The sequence below is a fragment of the Pseudomonas sp. HMWF032 genome, from assembly GCF_003060885.1.
In the GTDB taxonomy this organism is placed as follows: domain Bacteria; phylum Pseudomonadota; class Gammaproteobacteria; order Pseudomonadales; family Pseudomonadaceae; genus Aquipseudomonas.
This window is the reverse complement of the sequence record NZ_QAIG01000013.1, coordinates 534936-550758: the sequence shown is the minus strand read 5'-3', so window position 1 is coordinate 550758 and position 15823 is coordinate 534936. Positions and strand designations below refer to the sequence as shown.

The following is a 15823-nucleotide window of genomic DNA, read 5'->3' as shown; positions in this document are numbered from 1 at the left end:
CGCGGCTAAAGCCCCTCCCACCTATTTAGGCCAGCGCTGCTTGCAGCTCAGCTTCGATGGCGGCCTGATCCAGGGTCTGGCCAATCACCACCAGGCGGGTGATGCGCGGCTCATTGACCTGCCAGGCGCGGTCGAAGTGTTTGTCGAAACGCTGGCCGACGCCTTGCAGCAGCAGGCGCATCGGCTTGCCGGGAATCGCCGCAAAACCCTTGATGCGCAGGATGCCGTGTTTGCTGACCGCCTCCTTCAGCGCTTGCAGCAAACGCGTTTCCTCGGCTTCAGGCAGTTCCACGTGGAACGAGGCGAACTCGTCGTGATCGTGGTCTTCATGGCCTTCCAGGTCATGGTGGGTCTTGCGGCCCTCGATATGTAGCTCGGTCTCGCAGTTCAGCCCCAGCAGCACGTCCAGCGGCAGCTCACCGCCATGGGCTTCGATGATTTTCACTGCGGGCGGCAGCTCTTCCGCCACTTCCGCGCGCACCGCCGCCAGGGCGGCGGCGTCGAGCAGGTCGGCCTTGTTGAGGATCACCAGGTCGGCGCTGGCCAGCTGGTCGGCGAATAGCTCGTGCAGCGGCGATTCGTGGTCCAGATTGGGGTCGAGCTGGCGCTGCGCATCGACCTGATCGGGGAAGGCGGCGAAGGTGCCTGCGGCCACGGCCGGGCTGTCGACCACGGTGATCACCGCATCCACCGTGCAGGCGTTGCGGATTTCCGGCCAGTTAAAGGCCTGTACCAGTGGCTTGGGCAGGGCCAAACCCGACGTTTCAATCAGGATATGGTCGAGCTCGCCGCGACGTGCCACCAGCTCGCGCATCACCGGGAAGAACTCTTCCTGCACGGTGCAGCACAGGCAGCCGTTGGCCAGTTCGAAGATGCGCCCGTTGGCTTCTTCTTCGCTGCAACCGATGGAGCACTGCTTGAGGATTTCGCCGTCGATGCCCAGCTCGCCAAACTCGTTGACGATCACCGCGATACGCCGCCCGTCGGCATGGCCGAGCATATGCCGCAGCAGGGTGGTTTTGCCGGCGCCGAGAAAGCCGGTAACGATGGTGACGGGGAGTTTGGCGAGGGTTTGCATGGCGAGTCCTGCGTGACGTCGAAAGAAAGACGAGCAGGAGGTGGCACAGACATGACAGCCACGGGGCGTCAGCCAACACCACCGGATCACCCCGCCCGGTTGTCGAAAACGTGACGAGGCAGGTCTCCTGGCTCACGGTCTGCGCATTGCGCGACCCTTCACCTTCCCGCCATACGGCAGTGGTGTATCGAAGGGCTTTGGACCGTTTACAGTTGCGGGGGCAGCCAAGGCATCAACCTTGTTCCCTCTTAGCTTCATGGGCATGCCCACGAAGAACCTCGAACGCGACAAGGCTACGCAGGCCATGGCGGCCGGTCAATCGCGGTTGACCGGTGCCGGCCGCCATGTTGAGCTACGCCGCCGCACACACCGAGTCGCCTTGATGATGTCCAGCCCTGCCCATACTCGCCCCGCTGCCGCCGTTCAGGTGGTCGCCGGGTTGGGCTGCCGCAGTGGCTGCAATGTGGAGGACTTACTCAACCTGCTGCTGCACAGCCTGCAGGCGCATGGCCTGACTGTGGATAACCTGGCGGGGCTGGCCAGCATCACGCACAAACAGAGCGAGCCGGGCCTGCTGGCACTGGCTCAGCGCCTCGGTTTGCAGTTGAGCTGCTTTAGTGCCGAAGAACTGCAGCCCTATCAGCAGGGTGTGCAAGGCTCGCCGCTGACCCTGGCCGCCACCGGCAGCCCGGCCGTCGCCGAACCCTGCGCCCTGGCCCTGGCTGAACACCTGAGCGGCCAACCGGCGCGTCTGCTCGGCGAAAGAACCCGCAACGCCAGCGCCACCTGCGCGCTGGCGTCGAGTGCACCCAAGGATCTGTCATGACCGTCTACTTTATCGGCGCCGGCCCCGGCGACCCCGAGCTGATCACCGTCAAAGGCCAACGCCTGCTGCGCAGCTGCCCGGTGATTCTCTATGCCGGTTCGCTGGTGCCCGAGGCGGTACTACAGGGCCATAGCGCCGAACAGGTGATCAACACCGCCGAGCTGCATCTGGATGAAATCATCGAGCTGATCCGCCAGGCCGATGACAAAGGCCAGGATGTGGCCCGCGTGCATTCCGGCGACCCGTCGCTGTATGGCGCGATTGGTGAGCAGATCCGCCACCTGCGCCGGCTGGGCATCGCCTTCGAGATCATCCCAGGGGTGACGGCCACGGCCGCCTGTGCTGCCCTGCTGGAAAGCGAACTGACCCTGCCCGAGGTGTCGCAGACGCTGATTCTCACCCGCTACGCGAGCAAGTCGAACATGCCCGAGGGCGAGGCACTGGGCGACCTGGCGCGCCACGGCGCGACCATGGCCATCCACCTGGGCGTGGTGCACCTGAGCAAGATCGTCACTGAGCTGCTGCCGCATTACGGCGCGGATTGCCCGATTGCCGTGGTGCATCGCGCCAGCTGGCCGGATCAGGATTGGGTCAGCGGCACCCTCGCCACCATCGTGGAACAGGTGCGCGCCAAGGGCTTTCGCCGCACGGCGCTGATCCTCGTCGGCCGCGTGCTGCATGCCGAACAGTTCGCCGACTCGGCGCTGTACAACGCCGAGCATCGGCACCTGTTCAGGTCGGCAGATGATTAACAGGCTGCTAGAGATGAATCTCCGCAGCTTTGATCCCCAGTAAACGCAGTTCCTCGATCAACCCATTGAGATCGGCGAAGGACTCCACCTGCTCCTGGTCATCGACCAGAAAGAAGCTGGTGCCTGCGCCTTTCTTCAACAGCACGATCCATTCCCGGGTATTGGCCGGGTTGGCGATGATATGGGTATCAAAGAGCACGCCTTGAGCCTGCTTGCTCTTTACATCCTCACGCCGCATCGGCTGGCTCCTGCTTACTCAACCGTTACGCTCTTGGCCAGGTTGCGCGGCTGGTCGACGTCGGTGCCCTTGAGCACGGCGACGTAGTAGGACAGCAGCTGCAGCGGAATGGTGTAGAGGATCGGCGCCAGGGCGTCGTGGATATGCGGCATGTTCACCACATGGGTGCCCTCGCCATTGCTCATGCCGGCCTGCTCGTCAGCAAACACCACCAGCTCGCCGCCGCGGGCGCGCACTTCCTGCAGGTTGGATTTGAGCTTTTCCAGCAGCTCGTTGTTCGGCGCCACGGTGACCACCGGCATGTCGCTGTCCACCAACGCCAGCGGGCCGTGCTTGAGCTCGCCAGCCGGGTAGGCTTCGGCGTGGATATAGGAAATTTCCTTGAGTTTGAGCGCGCCTTCCATCGCCACCGGGTACTGCGCGCCACGGCCGAGGAACAGGCTATGGTGCTTCTCGGCGAACAATTCGGAGACTTTCTCCACCACGCTGTCCATCGCCAAGGCTTCACCCAGGCGAGTTGGCAGACGGCGCAGTTCTTCGACCAGTTCAGCTTCCAGGGCCTTATCCAGGGTGCCACGCACCTGGCCGAGGGACAGGGTCAGCAGCATCAGTGCGACCAGCTGGGTGGTGAAGGCCTTGGTCGACGCCACGCCAATTTCCGGGCCGGCCTGGGTCAGCAGGGTCAGGTCGGATTCACGCACCAGAGAGCTGATGCCAACGTTGCAAATCGCCAGGCTGGCCAGGTAGCCGCCCTGGCCAGGCGCATGCTCCTTGGCGTTGCGCAGCGCGGCCAGGGTGTCGGCGGTTTCACCGGACTGGGAGATGCTGACAAACAGGGTATCCGGCTGTACCACCACCTTGCGGTAGCGGAACTCGCTGGCCACTTCGATCTGGCAAGGGATGCCAGCCAGGCCTTCCAGCCAGTAACGGGCGACCATACCGGCGTGGTAACTGGTGCCGCAGGCGACGATCTGCACGTTGCGCACCTTGGCGAACAGCTCGGCGGCCTGCGGACCGAAGGCCTGAACCAGTACGTGGTCAGAACCCAGACGGCCTTCCAGGGTGCGTTGCACAACCTTGGGCTGCTCGTGGATCTCCTTGAGCATAAAGTGGCGGTACTCGCCCTTGTCGGCGGCCTCGGCACCTTCGTGGTACTGCACACTTTCGCGTACCACCGGCTGGCCGGATACATCCCAGATCTGCACGCTGTCGCGCTGGATTTCGGCGATATCACCTTCTTCCAGGTACATGAAACGGTCGGTGACCTGACGCAGAGCCAGCTGGTCGGACGCGAGGAAGTTCTCACCCAGGCCCAGACCGATCACCAGCGGGCTGCCGCTGCGAGCGGCGAGCAGGCGGTCCGGCTGCTTCGCGCTGATCACCGCCAGGCCGTAGGCACCGTGCAGTTGCTTGACCGCCTGTTTCAGTGCGTTAGTCAGATCAGCTTGCGTTTTGAGGATGTGATCGAGCAGGTGGACGATCACCTCAGTGTCGGTATCGGAGCTGAACACATAGCCCAGGCCCTTGAGTTCAGTGCGCAGTTCTTCGTGATTTTCAATAATGCCGTTGTGCACCACGGCCAGATCATGGCCGGAGAAGTGCGGGTGGGCATTGCGCTCGCTCGGTGCGCCATGGGTCGCCCAGCGGGTGTGCGCGATACCCAGACGGCCGGCCAGTGGTTCTGCACTCAGCGCGCTTTCCAGCTCGCTGACCTTGCCCACGCGGCGGCGGCGGTCAAGGCTGCCCTGCTCAGTCAGCAGCGCCACACCGGCACTGTCATAGCCGCGGTATTCCAGGCGCTTGAGGCCTTCAACCAGCACGGCGGTGATATTGCGTTCCGCGATTGCACCTACGATGCCACACATATGTCTCTCCTTAACTCAGGCGTCTAGCGCAGCGCAGATCAGCTTGATCCCGCGTGCACTCAATTGTTCACGGGCCTCGGGGCTGAGGCGCTCGTCGGTTATCAGGGTGTGGATGCTGCTCCAGGGCAGCTCCAGATTAGGGATCTTGCGACCGATCTTGTCGCTTTCGACCATCACCACCACTTCACGGGCCACGTCCGCCATCACCCGGCTCAGGCCGAGCAATTCATTGAAGGTAGTGGTGCCACGGTTCAGGTCGATGCCATCGGCGCCAATAAACAGCTGGTCGAAGTCATAAGAACGCAGCACTTGCTCGGCGGTCTGGCCCTGGAACGACTCAGAATGCGGGTCCCAGGTCCCTCCGGTCATCAACAGCACCGGTTCATGCTCCAGTTCACTGATGGCGCGGGCCACGTTGAGCGAGTTGGTCATCACCACCAGGCCGGGCTTGTGGCCGAGTTGCGGGATCATCGCTGCAGTGGTGGTGCCGCTGTCGATGATGATCCGCGCATGTTCGCGAATGCGCGCCACCCCTGCACGGGCAATGGCCTGCTTGTACTGGGAGATCGGCTGGATATCGCTGATCAGCTCCTGCGGCATGGGCACAGCACCGCCGTAACGACGCAGCAGCAAGCCGCTTTTTTCCAGGGCAGCAAGGTCTTTGCGAATGGTCACTTCCGAGGTGGCGAACGCTTTCGACAACTCGTCAACACTCACCTCGCCTTGCTCGGCGAGCAGGGCAAGAATAGTGTGACGGCGTTGCGGAGTGTTGCGTTTCGACATACTAAGTTTCGATTCGAAAGATATTGGCGCGAATCAAAACCTAATGAAGCTTTTTCGTCAAGCGCGAATCGACATCTGGCAGCTACAGCCAGGCCAATTCAGCGTGTCTGCAGGAGCTGGCTGGGGTCCAGATAGAACATCTTTTTCCAGCCTTGGGTCGACTCGTCTGCCCGCCAAGGCAACGGCAGCAGGCTGACAATCGAGTAATGCAAATGCGCCGGTTTACCCTGAGCGTTCCCCGTATCGCCAACCGTGCCCAGCTGACTGCCCGCCAGTAACGGCTGGCCTGGGTAGGCGTCGATGGTTTGCAGATGGGCGTAATAATGAATGCGCCATTTCGGCCCGAGGGCGACCACCACCTTGCCACCCTGCGCGATCTCACCGCGAAACAGCACCACCCCATAACTGCTGGCGCGCACCGGCGTGCCGCGTTTGGCGAAGATGTCGATGCCCTTGTGCACGCCGGAGCGGCCCCAGGGTTCAAACCAGAAAGTGCGCGGATTCCAGTCCCGGGGACTGGCGCCTTGCACCGGAATCTGCGGCCACTCAGGCAGCAAGGCCCAGATCAGAAACAGCGTCGGTATTATCCAGCGTTTACGTAACGGCATCCTTGCCAACTCCATCAGGTCTTCTTGGTCGGACGCTTCCAGCCTTCGATATTGCGCTGCTTGGCGCGGCCGACGGCCAGGGTGTTATCCGGCACATCGCCGGTAATCACCGAGCCGGCGCCGGTGGTGGCGCGATCACCCAACGTCACCGGAGCAACCAAAGCGCTGTTGGAACCGATAAACACGTCCTCACCGAGTACGGTCTTGAACTTGTTGGCGCCATCGTAATTGCAGGTGATGGTGCCGGCACCGATATTGGTCCGCGCGCCGATTTCGGCGTCGCCCAGGTAGCTCAGGTGGCCAGCCTTGGCGCCCTCACCCAGCTTGGCGTTCTTCAGTTCGACGAAGTTACCCACATGGGCTTTAGCGCCCAGCACCGAACCCGGACGCAGACGCGCGAACGGCCCACAATCGGCACCCTCACCCACTTCTGCGCCTTCCAGGTGGCTGTTGGCTTTGACGATGGCGCCTTTGCGCAGAATCGAGTTCTTGATCACGCAGTTGGGACCGATCTGTACGTCGTCCTCAATCACCACCTTGCCTTCGAGGATTACGTTGATATCGATGGTGATGTCGCGGCCGACGCTGACTTCACCCCGCACATCAAAGCGGAACGGATCGATCAGGGTAACGCCTTGCGCCATCAGACGGTTGGCGAAGCGTTGCTGGTAATGACCCTCCAACTGCGAAAGCTGGATACGGTCGTTGGCACCCAGCACTTCCATCTCGTCGGCCGCTTGCTCGGTGGCGACCACCAGGCCATCGGCTACGGCCATGGCGATCACGTCGGTGAGGTAGTACTCACCCTGGGCGTTGCTGTTGGACAGACGACCGAGCCAGTCGCCCAGTTTTTCCCCCGGTACGGCGAGGATGCCGGTGTTACCTTCACGGATCAGGCGCTGCTCGGTGCTGGCGTCCTTGTGCTCGACGATGGCCTTTACCACGCCGTGCTCATCGCGCACGATGCGGCCGTAGCCAGTCGGGTCGTTCAGATTGACCGTCAACAATCCAAGCTGCTGCTCGCTGACCTGTTGCAGCAGACGCTGCAGGGTTTCCACTTCGATCAGCGGCACATCGCCGTAGAGAATCAGCACACGCTCAGCGCTCAATGCCGGCAGCGCCTGGGCTACCGCATGGCCGGTGCCCAGCTGCTCGCTCTGCAGCACGAAATTCAGATCATCCGCCGCCAGTCGCTCGCGCACCCGTTCCGCGCCATGGCCGATGACCACATGAATGCCTTGCGGTTTCAGCAGGCGGGCGGTGTCTATCACATGCCCGAGCATGGGTTTACCGGCAATAGGGTGCAGGACTTTCGGCAAAGCCGAACGCATACGGGTGCCTTGGCCGGCGGCGAGGATAACGATATCGAGTGACATAAGAGCGGATTCCAGGCAGACGAAGGCGGGCTAAATCCCTAGCCCGACCCACTGAAAAGGTAAAAACAGCAGGCAAAGAAAAAGGGTAGCCAAGGCTACCCTTTTACTCGTTTGCGATGAAGCGCCGGAATTAACCGCCGAACTTCTTGCGCAACTGCTGAACGGTACGCAGCTGAGCTGCGACCTCGGCCAGGTGAGCAGCAGCGGAGCCGTAGTCGAACTCCGCGCCTTTCTCATTCAAGGCTTTCTCGGCAGCCCGAAGGGCTTCCTGAGCAGCAGCTTCATCGATATCGGCAGCACGCTGCACGGTATCGGCGAGAACTTTCACCACACTCGGCTGAACTTCGAGGAAGCCGCCGGAGATGTAGAACACCTCGGCTTCGCCACCCTGTTTGACCAGACGAATCGGACCCGGTTTGAGATCGGTGATCAGCGGCGCGTGGCCTGGAGCGATACCGATATCACCCAGGTTACCGTGCGCAATCACCATCTCGACCAGACCGGAGAAGATCTCGCCTTCTGCGCTGACGATGTCGCAATGGACTGTCATAGCCATGTCTAACCTCACGTATCGATCTGCTTAGCCACTACTACGCGGATAAACAGACCGTAAGCGCCCGTTGCCGGGCGCACGGGTGATTACAGTTTCTTCGCTTTCTCAACAGCTTCTTCGATGCTGCCAACCATGTAGAACGCCTGCTCTGGCAGATGATCGTAGTCACCTTTCAGAATGCCGCTGAAGCCGGCAATGGTGTCCTTCAAGGAAACGTACTTGCCTGGCGAACCGGTGAAGACTTCGGCCACGAAGAACGGCTGGGACAGGAAGCGCTGGATCTTACGAGCACGGGATACCAGTTGCTTGTCTGCTTCGGACAGTTCGTCCATACCCAGAATCGCAATGATGTCCTTCAGCTCTTTGTAACGCTGCAGAACGTACTGCACGCCACGAGCGGTGTCGTAGTGATCCTGGCCGATAACCATCGGGTCCAGCTGGCGCGACGTCGAGTCGAGTGGATCGACCGCTGGGTAGATACCCAGGGAAGCGATGTCACGGGACAGTACAACGGTAGCGTCCAAGTGGGCGAAGGTGGTCGCCGGGCTTGGGTCGGTCAGGTCGTCCGCAGGTACGTATACGGCCTGGATCGAGGTGATCGAACCGGTCTTGGTCGAAGTAATACGTTCTTGCAGAACGCCCATTTCTTCGGCCAGGGTCGGCTGGTAACCCACCGCGGAAGGCATACGGCCCAGCAGTGCGGATACTTCGGTACCGGCCAGGGTGTAACGGTAGATGTTGTCCACAAAGAACAGAACATCACGGCCTTCATCACGGAACTTCTCGGCCATGGTCAGGCCGGTCAGGGCTACGCGCAGACGGTTGCCTGGTGGCTCGTTCATCTGACCGTAAACCAGGGCTACCTTGTCGAGAACGTTGGAGTCCTTCATCTCGTGGTAGAAGTCGTTACCCTCACGAGTACGCTCACCCACACCGGCGAACACGGAATAACCGCTGTGCTCGATGGCGATGTTACGGATCAGTTCCATCATGTTTACGGTTTTGCCTACACCGGCACCACCGAACAGACCCACTTTACCGCCCTTGGCGAACGGGCAAACCAGGTCGATAACCTTGATGCCGGTTTCCAGCAGCTCGTTGGAGCCAGCTTGCTCGGCGTAGGTCGGTGCGGCACGGTGAATGCCCCAACGCTCTTCTTCGCCAATCGGGCCGGCTTCGTCGATCGGGTTGCCCAGCACGTCCATGATACGGCCCAGGGTTTTCACCCCAACCGGTACCTGGATACCTGCGCCAGTGCTGCCGACGCTCAGGCCACGCTTGAGGCCTTCGGTCGAACCCATCGCAATGGTACGTACCACACCGTCGCCCAGCTGCTGCTGAACTTCCAGGGTGGTTTCGGCGCCGTCTACTTTCAGCGCTTCATAAACACTCGGCACTTGATCACGCGGGAATTCCACGTCGATAACGGCGCCGATGATTTGAACGATACGTCCGCTACTCATCTTTGGTTCCTCTGAATATTTGAACCGTGCTTAAACCGCGGCAGCGCCGCCGACGATTTCCGAAATTTCCTGGGTGATCGCTGCCTGACGTGCCTTGTTGTAAACCAACTGCAGGTCTTTGATCAGATCGCCAGCGTTATCGGTGGCGTTCTTCATCGCGATCATCCGGGCCGCTTGTTCAGCCGCATTGTTCTCGACCACCGCCTGGTACACCTGCGACTCCACGTAACGCACCATCAAGCCGTCGAGCAGCTCCTTGGCGTCGGGTTCGTACAGGTAATCCCAGTGATGCTTGAGATCCTGATCCGGATCAGCCACCAGCGGAATCAACTGCTCCACTGTCGGCTTTTGCGTCATGGTATTGATGAACTTGTTCGAGACCACGGACAAACGATCGATGCGACCATCGAGGTAGGCATCGAGCATAACCTTGACGCTACCGATCAGATCATTGATCGACGGTTCTTCGCCCAGGTGGCTGATCGCAGCAACGATGTTGCCACCAAAGTTGCGGAAGAACGCCGCACCCTTGCTGCCAACCACGCAGAGATCGATCTCTACGCCTTGCTCGCGATTGCTCGCCATGTCCTTGACCAGAGCCTTGAACAGGTTGGTGTTCAGACCACCACACAGACCACGGTCCGAGCTCACCACGACATAACCTACACGCTTGACTTCGCGCTCGATCATGAACGGGTGACGGTATTCCGGGTTGGCGTTGGCCAGATGACCAATAACCTGGCGGATACGCTCCGCGTAGGGACGGCTAGCAGCCATGCGCATTTGTGCTTTGCGCATTTTGCTGACCGCCACCTTTTCCATGGCGCTGGTGATCTTCTGCGTGCTTTTGATGCTCGCAATCTTGCTGCGAATCTCTTTTGCGCCTGCCATTTGACACCTATCGGGTTAGCAAGCGGGGACCTCGCGGTCCCCGCTGCGGCTTACCAGGTTTGGGTGGCCTTGAACTTCTCGATACCGGCTTTCAGGCCCGAATCGATTTCGTCGTTAAAGTCACCCTTCTCGTTGATCTTCGCCAGCAGTGCGGCGTGATCCCGGTTGAAGTAAGCAATCAGGGCCTGCTCGAATGCACCAATCTTGGCGACTTCGATATCGACCAGGAAACCACGCTCGGCGGCATACAGCGACAGCGACATATCAGCAATCGACATCGGCGCATATTGCTTCTGCTTCATCAGCTCGGTAACGCGCTGACCGTGCTCAAGTTGCTTACGAGTGGCTTCGTCCAGGTCAGAAGCGAACTGAGCAAATGCCGCCAGTTCACGGTACTGAGCCAGAGCGGTACGGATACCACCAGAGAGCTTCTTGATGATCTTGGTCTGTGCAGCACCACCCACGCGGGATACCGAAATACCGGCGTTGACCGCAGGACGGATACCCGAGTTGAACATAGCCGATTCCAGGAAGATCTGACCGTCGGTGATCGAAATCACGTTGGTCGGAACGAACGCGGAAACGTCGCCCGCCTGGGTTTCGATGATCGGCAGAGCGGTCAGGGAACCGGTTTTGCCAGTCACAGCGCCATTGGTGAACTTCTCAACATACTCTTCGGATACGCGGGAAGCGCGCTCCAGCAGACGGCTGTGGAGATAGAACACGTCGCCAGGGTAAGCTTCACGACCTGGCGGACGGCGCAGCAGCAGGGAAATCTGGCGGTAGGCCACTGCTTGCTTGGACAGATCGTCATACACGATCAGCGCGTCTTCACCGCGGTCGCGGAAGTATTCGCCCATGGTGCAACCGGCGTACGGTGCAATGAACTGCAGTGCAGCGGATTCGGAAGCGGAAGCGGCAACGACGATGGTGTTAGCCAGCGCGCCGTTTTCTTCCAGCTTGCGCACCACGTTGGCGATGGTCGATTGCTTCTGACCAATTGCTACGTAAACGCACTTAATGCCGCTGTTTTTCTGGTTGATGATGGCGTCGATGGCCAGAGCGGTTTTACCGATCTGACGGTCACCGATGATCAGCTCACGCTGGCCACGGCCAACCGGGATCATGGCGTCAACCGACTTGTAGCCGGTCTGTACCGGCTGGTCGACCGACTTACGCCAGATCACGCCCGGCGCAACCTTTTCAACAGCGTCGGTAGCGACGTTGTTCAGCGGGCCTTTGCCGTCAATTGGGTTGCCCAGTGCGTCAACGACGCGGCCCAGCAGTTCCGGACCAACCGGAACTTCCAGGATGCGACCAGTGCACTTGGCGCTCATGCCTTCGGCCAGGCTGGTGTAAGCACCCAGCACTACAGCACCAACGGAGTCTTGCTCCAGGTTCAGCGCCATACCGTAGACACTGCCCGGGAACTCGATCATTTCGCCGTACATCACATCGGCGAGACCGTGAATGCGCACGATACCGTCGGAGACGGACACGATGGTGCCTTCGTTACGGGCTTGAGAGGCGACATCGAGTTTCTCGATACGCCCCTTGATGATTTCACTAATTTCGGAAGGATTGAGTTGCTGCATAGCTCTGCTGCCCCTTCAAACTCAAGATTTCAATGCTTCGGCCAGCTTCGCGATTTTGCCGCGAACTGAGCCATCGATAACCAGGTCGCCGGCGCGGATCACAACACCACCGATGAGGGTGGCATCTTCCGCGGCGTGCAGACGCACTTCTCGGCCGAGCCGTGCACTGAGAACCTTGGCGAGTTTGTCTTGCTGTTCATCGCTCAATGCGAAGGCACTGGTAACGTCCACATCAATCGACTTTTCCTGCTCGGCTTTGTAAAGCTCGAACAGTTCAACGATCTGTGGCAACAGGGCCAGACGATCGTTTTCAGCGACGACATGAATGAAATTGCGTACCTGGGCGTCGAACTTGTCACCACACACCTCGACAAAGGTGGTGGCCTTGTCTGTACTCGTCAAACGCGGAGCCTTAAGCACGCGCTGCATGGTGTCGTCTTGCGACACCGCTGCAGCCAGGCCGAGCATGGCTGACCAATTGGCCAGTTGCTGGTGGGCCTGGGCGTACTCGAAAGCAGCCTTAGCGTAAGGTCGGGCCAGCGTGGTCAGTTCTGCCATGATCGCGCCCCTCGCTTAAATTTCGGCTGCCAGTTTGGAAACCAGCTCCGCATGCGCGTTTTGGTCGATAGATGCGCCCAGGATCTTCTCGGCACCGCTAACGGCCAGGCTACCCAGTTGGGCACGCAGCGCGTCTTTGACACCGTTGATTTCCTGCTCGATCTCGGCCTGAGCCTGAGCCTTCACACGGTCAGCTTCGACACGGGCCTGTTCACGGGCTTCGTCGACGATCTGGGTACCGCGTTTCTTGGCTTGCTCAATGATCTCGGCTGCCTGGCTTTTGGCTTCGCGCAGTTGCTGACCCACTTTCTCTTGGGCCAACTCCAGGTCACGAGCCGCACGGCTAGCAGCATCCAGGCCATCTGCGATCTTCTTCTGACGTTCTTGCAAAGCCGTAATGACCGGAGGCCACACGTACTTCATGCAGAACAGCACGAAGATGAAGAAGGCAACGGACTGGCCAATCAGGGTTGCATTAATGTTCACGCCAACACCTCGCTCGTTCGTTGTCCATCAAACCAATTCACTCAAAAACGAGTGGATTAGCCTGCGATTTGACCAACGAAGGGGTTCGCGAAGGTGAAGAACAGTGCGATACCAACACCGATCATGGTCACGGCGTCGAGCAGACCAGCGACGATGAACATTTTCACTTGCAGCATCGGAACCATTTCCGGCTGACGCGCAGCGCCTTCCAGGAACTTGCCGCCCAGCAGGCCGAAACCAATGGCGGTACCCAGGGCACCCAGGCCAATCAGCAGTGCAACAGCGATAGCGGTCAGACCAACTACAGTTTCCATCTTTCCTCCCGACTTTTTATGTCGTATTGGTTAAGGTTTTCTAAGGTAAAGCAGTAAAGCAAATCGGTACTTCTGGTGCCCTTGCGGGCGTCCACTGTGAGCGCCAAGGCGCTCTTAGTGGTTGTCTTCGTGCGCCATCGACAGGTAGACGATGGTCAGCATCATGAAGATGAACGCCTGCAGCACGATGATCAGGATGTGGAACACTGCCCACGCCCACTGCAGGGCAACACCCAGCGCGCCGAGCAGCAGACCGCCGCCGAACATGATCGCGATGAGGATGAAGATCAGCTCGCCGGCATACAGGTTGCCGAACAGTCGCAGTGCCAGGGAAATCGGCTTGGCGATGAGGGTCACGAACTCTAGCAGGAAGTTGACCGGAATCAGCAGCGCCTGAACCACGATGTTCTTGCTACCGAACGGGTGGAGGGTTAGCTCACCGATGAAACCGCCAATGCCTTTGACCTTGATGCTGTAGTACAGGATCAGGGCGAATACCGACAGAGCCAGACCCAGGGTGGCGTTCGGGTCAGTGGTCGGTACGACACGGAAGTACAGGTGCGGATCACCTGAGATTTTTGCCGCCAGCATAGGCAGCCAGTCTACCGGGATCAGGTCCATGAAGTTCATCAGGAAGACCCAGACGAAAATGGTCAGACCCAGCGGTGCGATCAGGGCATTGCGACCGTGGAAGGTGTCTTTGACGCTGCCGTCAACAAACTCAACCAGCACTTCAACAAAATTCTGCAGTTTGCCCGGTTGCCCGGAAGTGGCGCGCTTAGCGGCGGCACGGAACAGCAGGATGAAGAACAGGCCCAGCACGACAGATACCGCGAGGGTGTCTACGTGAAATGCCCAGAAGCCCATTTCCTGAGCTTCTTTTGCGTTGTGGGCGAAACTCCAGCCGTTGACCGGGTGCTGACCATAGGTCAGGTTGGTCAAGTGGTGCTGGATATAACCCGAAGCGGTTTCTGCTGCTGCCATATATCCCTCGAGCGCTAAGGTCTTAAAAGTCTTGTTTTCATCAGCAGGGGCGAAAACCAATTGACCAACTGGGTCAGGAAGAACACGCCAAATACCGCCAGCGGTTCCAGAGGTTTCACACCTGCAAAGGTCAGTGCAAACAGCACTGCCGTTAAAACCAGTTTGCCCGCCTCACCGGCATAAAAAGACCGGACGATGGCTTGAGCAGCCCGCGCTCCAGTGAAACGGAACGCCTTGTGGGCAAAGTACATATTCGGCAACCAGGCAATCAGGCCACCACACAATCCCGAGTAACCCGCTACTGCACCCTGCCACTGCCATAACACCAGGGACAGAAGCAGCAGAACCAGAAGTTGCACCAGCAGTACCGGGAAAACAGCCAAACGATGGAAGGGCAGGCGATTCGGCGTGCGAACGTCCATCTTGTTTTCCTGAAAGCTGAACTCGGGCGTCGGCACCTGAAATCAATAACTTGGCATACTTTGTGCCGACGAAATGCGCGCAGAGTATAGGGGGGCTTCCCCCCCCATTCAACTGCCGGGTAGTGATTTCCGACTAGTCGCTACATGCGCAATTGTTTCAGCGAATGTGGGCCAGCACACCCTGCAGCTCATCCAGCGAGCTGTAGCTGATGACCAGCTGCCCTTTGCCCTTCTGCCCATGCTTGATCTGCACCGGTGAGCCCAGGCGCTCAGCCAGGCGCTGTTCAAGGCGGGTGATGTCCGGATCGGTTTTGACCACTGCTGCAGGCTTCTCTTTGCTGTTCAGCCACTGCCGAACCAGGGCTTCGGTCTGACGCACTGTGAGGCCGCGTGCGACAACGTGTCGCGCACCTTCAGTCTGCTGTTCGGCGGGTAAACCGAGCAAGGCACGGGCATGCCCCATCTCCAGGTCACCATGGGACAACAGGGTCTTGATCTCTTCCGGCAAGGCAATCAGGCGCAACAGGTTGCTGATAGTGACTCGCGACTTACCCACAGCATCGGCGACCTGCTGTTGGGTCAGCTGGAACTCCTGCTGCAAACGCTGCAACGCCATGGCTTCTTCGATGGGGTTGAGGTCTTCACGCTGGATGTTCTCGATCAGCGCCATGGCGATGGCGGCTTCATCCGGCAGTTCGCGGACCATGGCCGGAATCTTGTCCAGGCCGGCCTGCTGGCTGGCGCGCCAGCGGCGTTCACCGGCGACGATCTCGAAACGTCCTTCGCCAATCGGACGAATCACGATGGGCTGCATCACGCCGTGGCTCTTGATCGACTGAGCGAGTTCTTCCAGCGCGGTGGCATCCATATCACGGCGCGGCTGGTATTTACCGCGCTGGATCAGGTCCAGCGGCACGTAGTGCAGTTCACGGCTGTCGACCTGGGTGGCTTCTTCCTGCAACGCGCTGACGCTGGTCCCGCCCAGCAGGGCATCCAGACCGCGTCCCAGTCCTCGTTTTTTCACAGCCATG

The 15823-nt window shown here is 59.7% G+C and carries 18 protein-coding genes and 1 riboswitch; of the genes, 2 read left to right on the top strand and 16 right to left on the bottom strand.

Going from position 1 to position 15823, the window contains the following annotated elements:
- Positions 1 to 25: 25 nt before the first annotated feature.
- Positions 26 to 1078, bottom strand: a complete 1053-nt coding sequence (gene cobW / locus DBR00_RS20295; RefSeq protein WP_108486397.1) for a cobalamin biosynthesis protein CobW — start codon at positions 1076 to 1078, stop codon at positions 26 to 28.
- Between the two features lie 99 nt (positions 1079 to 1177).
- Positions 1178 to 1374, bottom strand: a riboswitch (cobalamin riboswitch).
- Here cobW and DBR00_RS20290 point away from each other — a divergent pair.
- Together DBR00_RS20290 and cobM are read left to right on the top strand one after the other, a co-directional pair.
- The gene (locus DBR00_RS20290; protein ID WP_256583095.1) at positions 1341 to 1904 is read left to right on the top strand and encodes a cobalamin biosynthesis protein; all 564 of its coding nucleotides are present in this window, start codon (positions 1341 to 1343) and stop codon (positions 1902 to 1904) included. Its footprint overlaps the riboswitch before it by 34 nt.
- Complete coding sequence (gene cobM, locus DBR00_RS20285) at positions 1901 to 2656, top strand: precorrin-4 C(11)-methyltransferase (RefSeq protein ID WP_108486396.1); 756 nt, start codon at positions 1901 to 1903, stop codon at positions 2654 to 2656. The genes DBR00_RS20290 and cobM overlap by 4 nt, the downstream gene beginning before the upstream one ends.
- Positions 2657 to 2663: 7 nt before the next feature.
- On the opposite strand, the gene DBR00_RS20280 is transcribed toward cobM, so the two are convergent.
- The 15 genes from DBR00_RS20280 to DBR00_RS20210 all read right to left on the bottom strand — a co-directional run bounded on the left by DBR00_RS20280 (position 2664) and on the right by DBR00_RS20210 (position 15822).
- The gene (locus tag DBR00_RS20280) at positions 2664 to 2894 is read right to left on the bottom strand and encodes a hypothetical protein (protein ID WP_108486395.1); all 231 of its coding nucleotides are present in this window, start codon (positions 2892 to 2894) and stop codon (positions 2664 to 2666) included.
- A 14-nt stretch (positions 2895 to 2908) separates the two neighbouring features.
- Complete coding sequence (glmS, locus tag DBR00_RS20275; RefSeq protein WP_108486394.1) at positions 2909 to 4759, bottom strand: glutamine--fructose-6-phosphate transaminase (isomerizing); 1851 nt, start codon at positions 4757 to 4759, stop codon at positions 2909 to 2911.
- A gap of 15 nt (positions 4760 to 4774) precedes the next feature.
- The gene (locus tag DBR00_RS20270) at positions 4775 to 5542 is read right to left on the bottom strand and encodes a DeoR/GlpR family DNA-binding transcription regulator (protein WP_108486393.1); all 768 of its coding nucleotides are present in this window, start codon (positions 5540 to 5542) and stop codon (positions 4775 to 4777) included.
- Between the two features lie 98 nt (positions 5543 to 5640).
- Positions 5641 to 6150, bottom strand: a complete 510-nt coding sequence (locus DBR00_RS20265) for a M23 family metallopeptidase (protein WP_108486392.1) — start codon at positions 6148 to 6150, stop codon at positions 5641 to 5643.
- A 14-nt stretch (positions 6151 to 6164) separates the two neighbouring features.
- The gene (gene glmU, locus DBR00_RS20260) at positions 6165 to 7526 is read right to left on the bottom strand and encodes a bifunctional UDP-N-acetylglucosamine diphosphorylase/glucosamine-1-phosphate N-acetyltransferase GlmU (RefSeq protein ID WP_108486391.1); all 1362 of its coding nucleotides are present in this window, start codon (positions 7524 to 7526) and stop codon (positions 6165 to 6167) included.
- Between the two features lie 130 nt (positions 7527 to 7656).
- A complete protein-coding gene (locus DBR00_RS20255; RefSeq protein ID WP_108486390.1) occupies positions 7657 to 8082 on the bottom strand; it encodes a F0F1 ATP synthase subunit epsilon in 426 nt (141 codons plus the stop codon).
- A gap of 83 nt (positions 8083 to 8165) precedes the next feature.
- Positions 8166 to 9542 carry a F0F1 ATP synthase subunit beta gene (atpD, locus tag DBR00_RS20250; RefSeq protein WP_108486389.1) on the bottom strand — a complete coding sequence of 459 codons (1377 nt, stop codon included), beginning with the start codon at positions 9540 to 9542 and terminating at the stop codon, positions 8166 to 8168.
- A 30-nt stretch (positions 9543 to 9572) separates the two neighbouring features.
- Positions 9573 to 10433: a F0F1 ATP synthase subunit gamma gene (gene atpG / locus DBR00_RS20245; protein WP_108486388.1), complete on the bottom strand. Its 861-nt coding sequence runs from the start codon at positions 10431 to 10433 to the stop codon at positions 9573 to 9575.
- A 50-nt stretch (positions 10434 to 10483) separates the two neighbouring features.
- Positions 10484 to 12028, bottom strand: a complete 1545-nt coding sequence (gene atpA, locus DBR00_RS20240; protein ID WP_108486387.1) for a F0F1 ATP synthase subunit alpha — start codon at positions 12026 to 12028, stop codon at positions 10484 to 10486.
- 21 nt (positions 12029 to 12049) lie between these two features.
- Complete coding sequence (locus DBR00_RS20235; RefSeq protein ID WP_108486386.1) at positions 12050 to 12586, bottom strand: F0F1 ATP synthase subunit delta; 537 nt, start codon at positions 12584 to 12586, stop codon at positions 12050 to 12052.
- Positions 12587 to 12601: 15 nt separating this feature from the next.
- Entirely contained in the window at positions 12602 to 13072 is a 471-nt protein-coding gene (locus DBR00_RS20230; protein ID WP_108486385.1) for a F0F1 ATP synthase subunit B, read from the bottom strand.
- 56 nt (positions 13073 to 13128) lie between these two features.
- Positions 13129 to 13386, bottom strand: coding sequence for a F0F1 ATP synthase subunit C (gene atpE, locus DBR00_RS20225; protein WP_003097235.1), 258 nt, complete (start codon positions 13384 to 13386; stop codon positions 13129 to 13131).
- A 114-nt stretch (positions 13387 to 13500) separates the two neighbouring features.
- Positions 13501 to 14370 carry a F0F1 ATP synthase subunit A gene (gene atpB, locus DBR00_RS20220; protein WP_090378672.1) on the bottom strand — a complete coding sequence of 290 codons (870 nt, stop codon included), beginning with the start codon at positions 14368 to 14370 and terminating at the stop codon, positions 13501 to 13503.
- A 14-nt stretch (positions 14371 to 14384) separates the two neighbouring features.
- Positions 14385 to 14792 carry a F0F1 ATP synthase subunit I gene (locus DBR00_RS20215; RefSeq protein ID WP_108486399.1) on the bottom strand — a complete coding sequence of 136 codons (408 nt, stop codon included), beginning with the start codon at positions 14790 to 14792 and terminating at the stop codon, positions 14385 to 14387.
- A gap of 157 nt (positions 14793 to 14949) precedes the next feature.
- Entirely contained in the window at positions 14950 to 15822 is an 873-nt protein-coding gene (locus tag DBR00_RS20210) for a ParB/RepB/Spo0J family partition protein (protein ID WP_108486384.1), read from the bottom strand.
- Between the last annotated feature and the right edge of the window lies 1 nt (position 15823).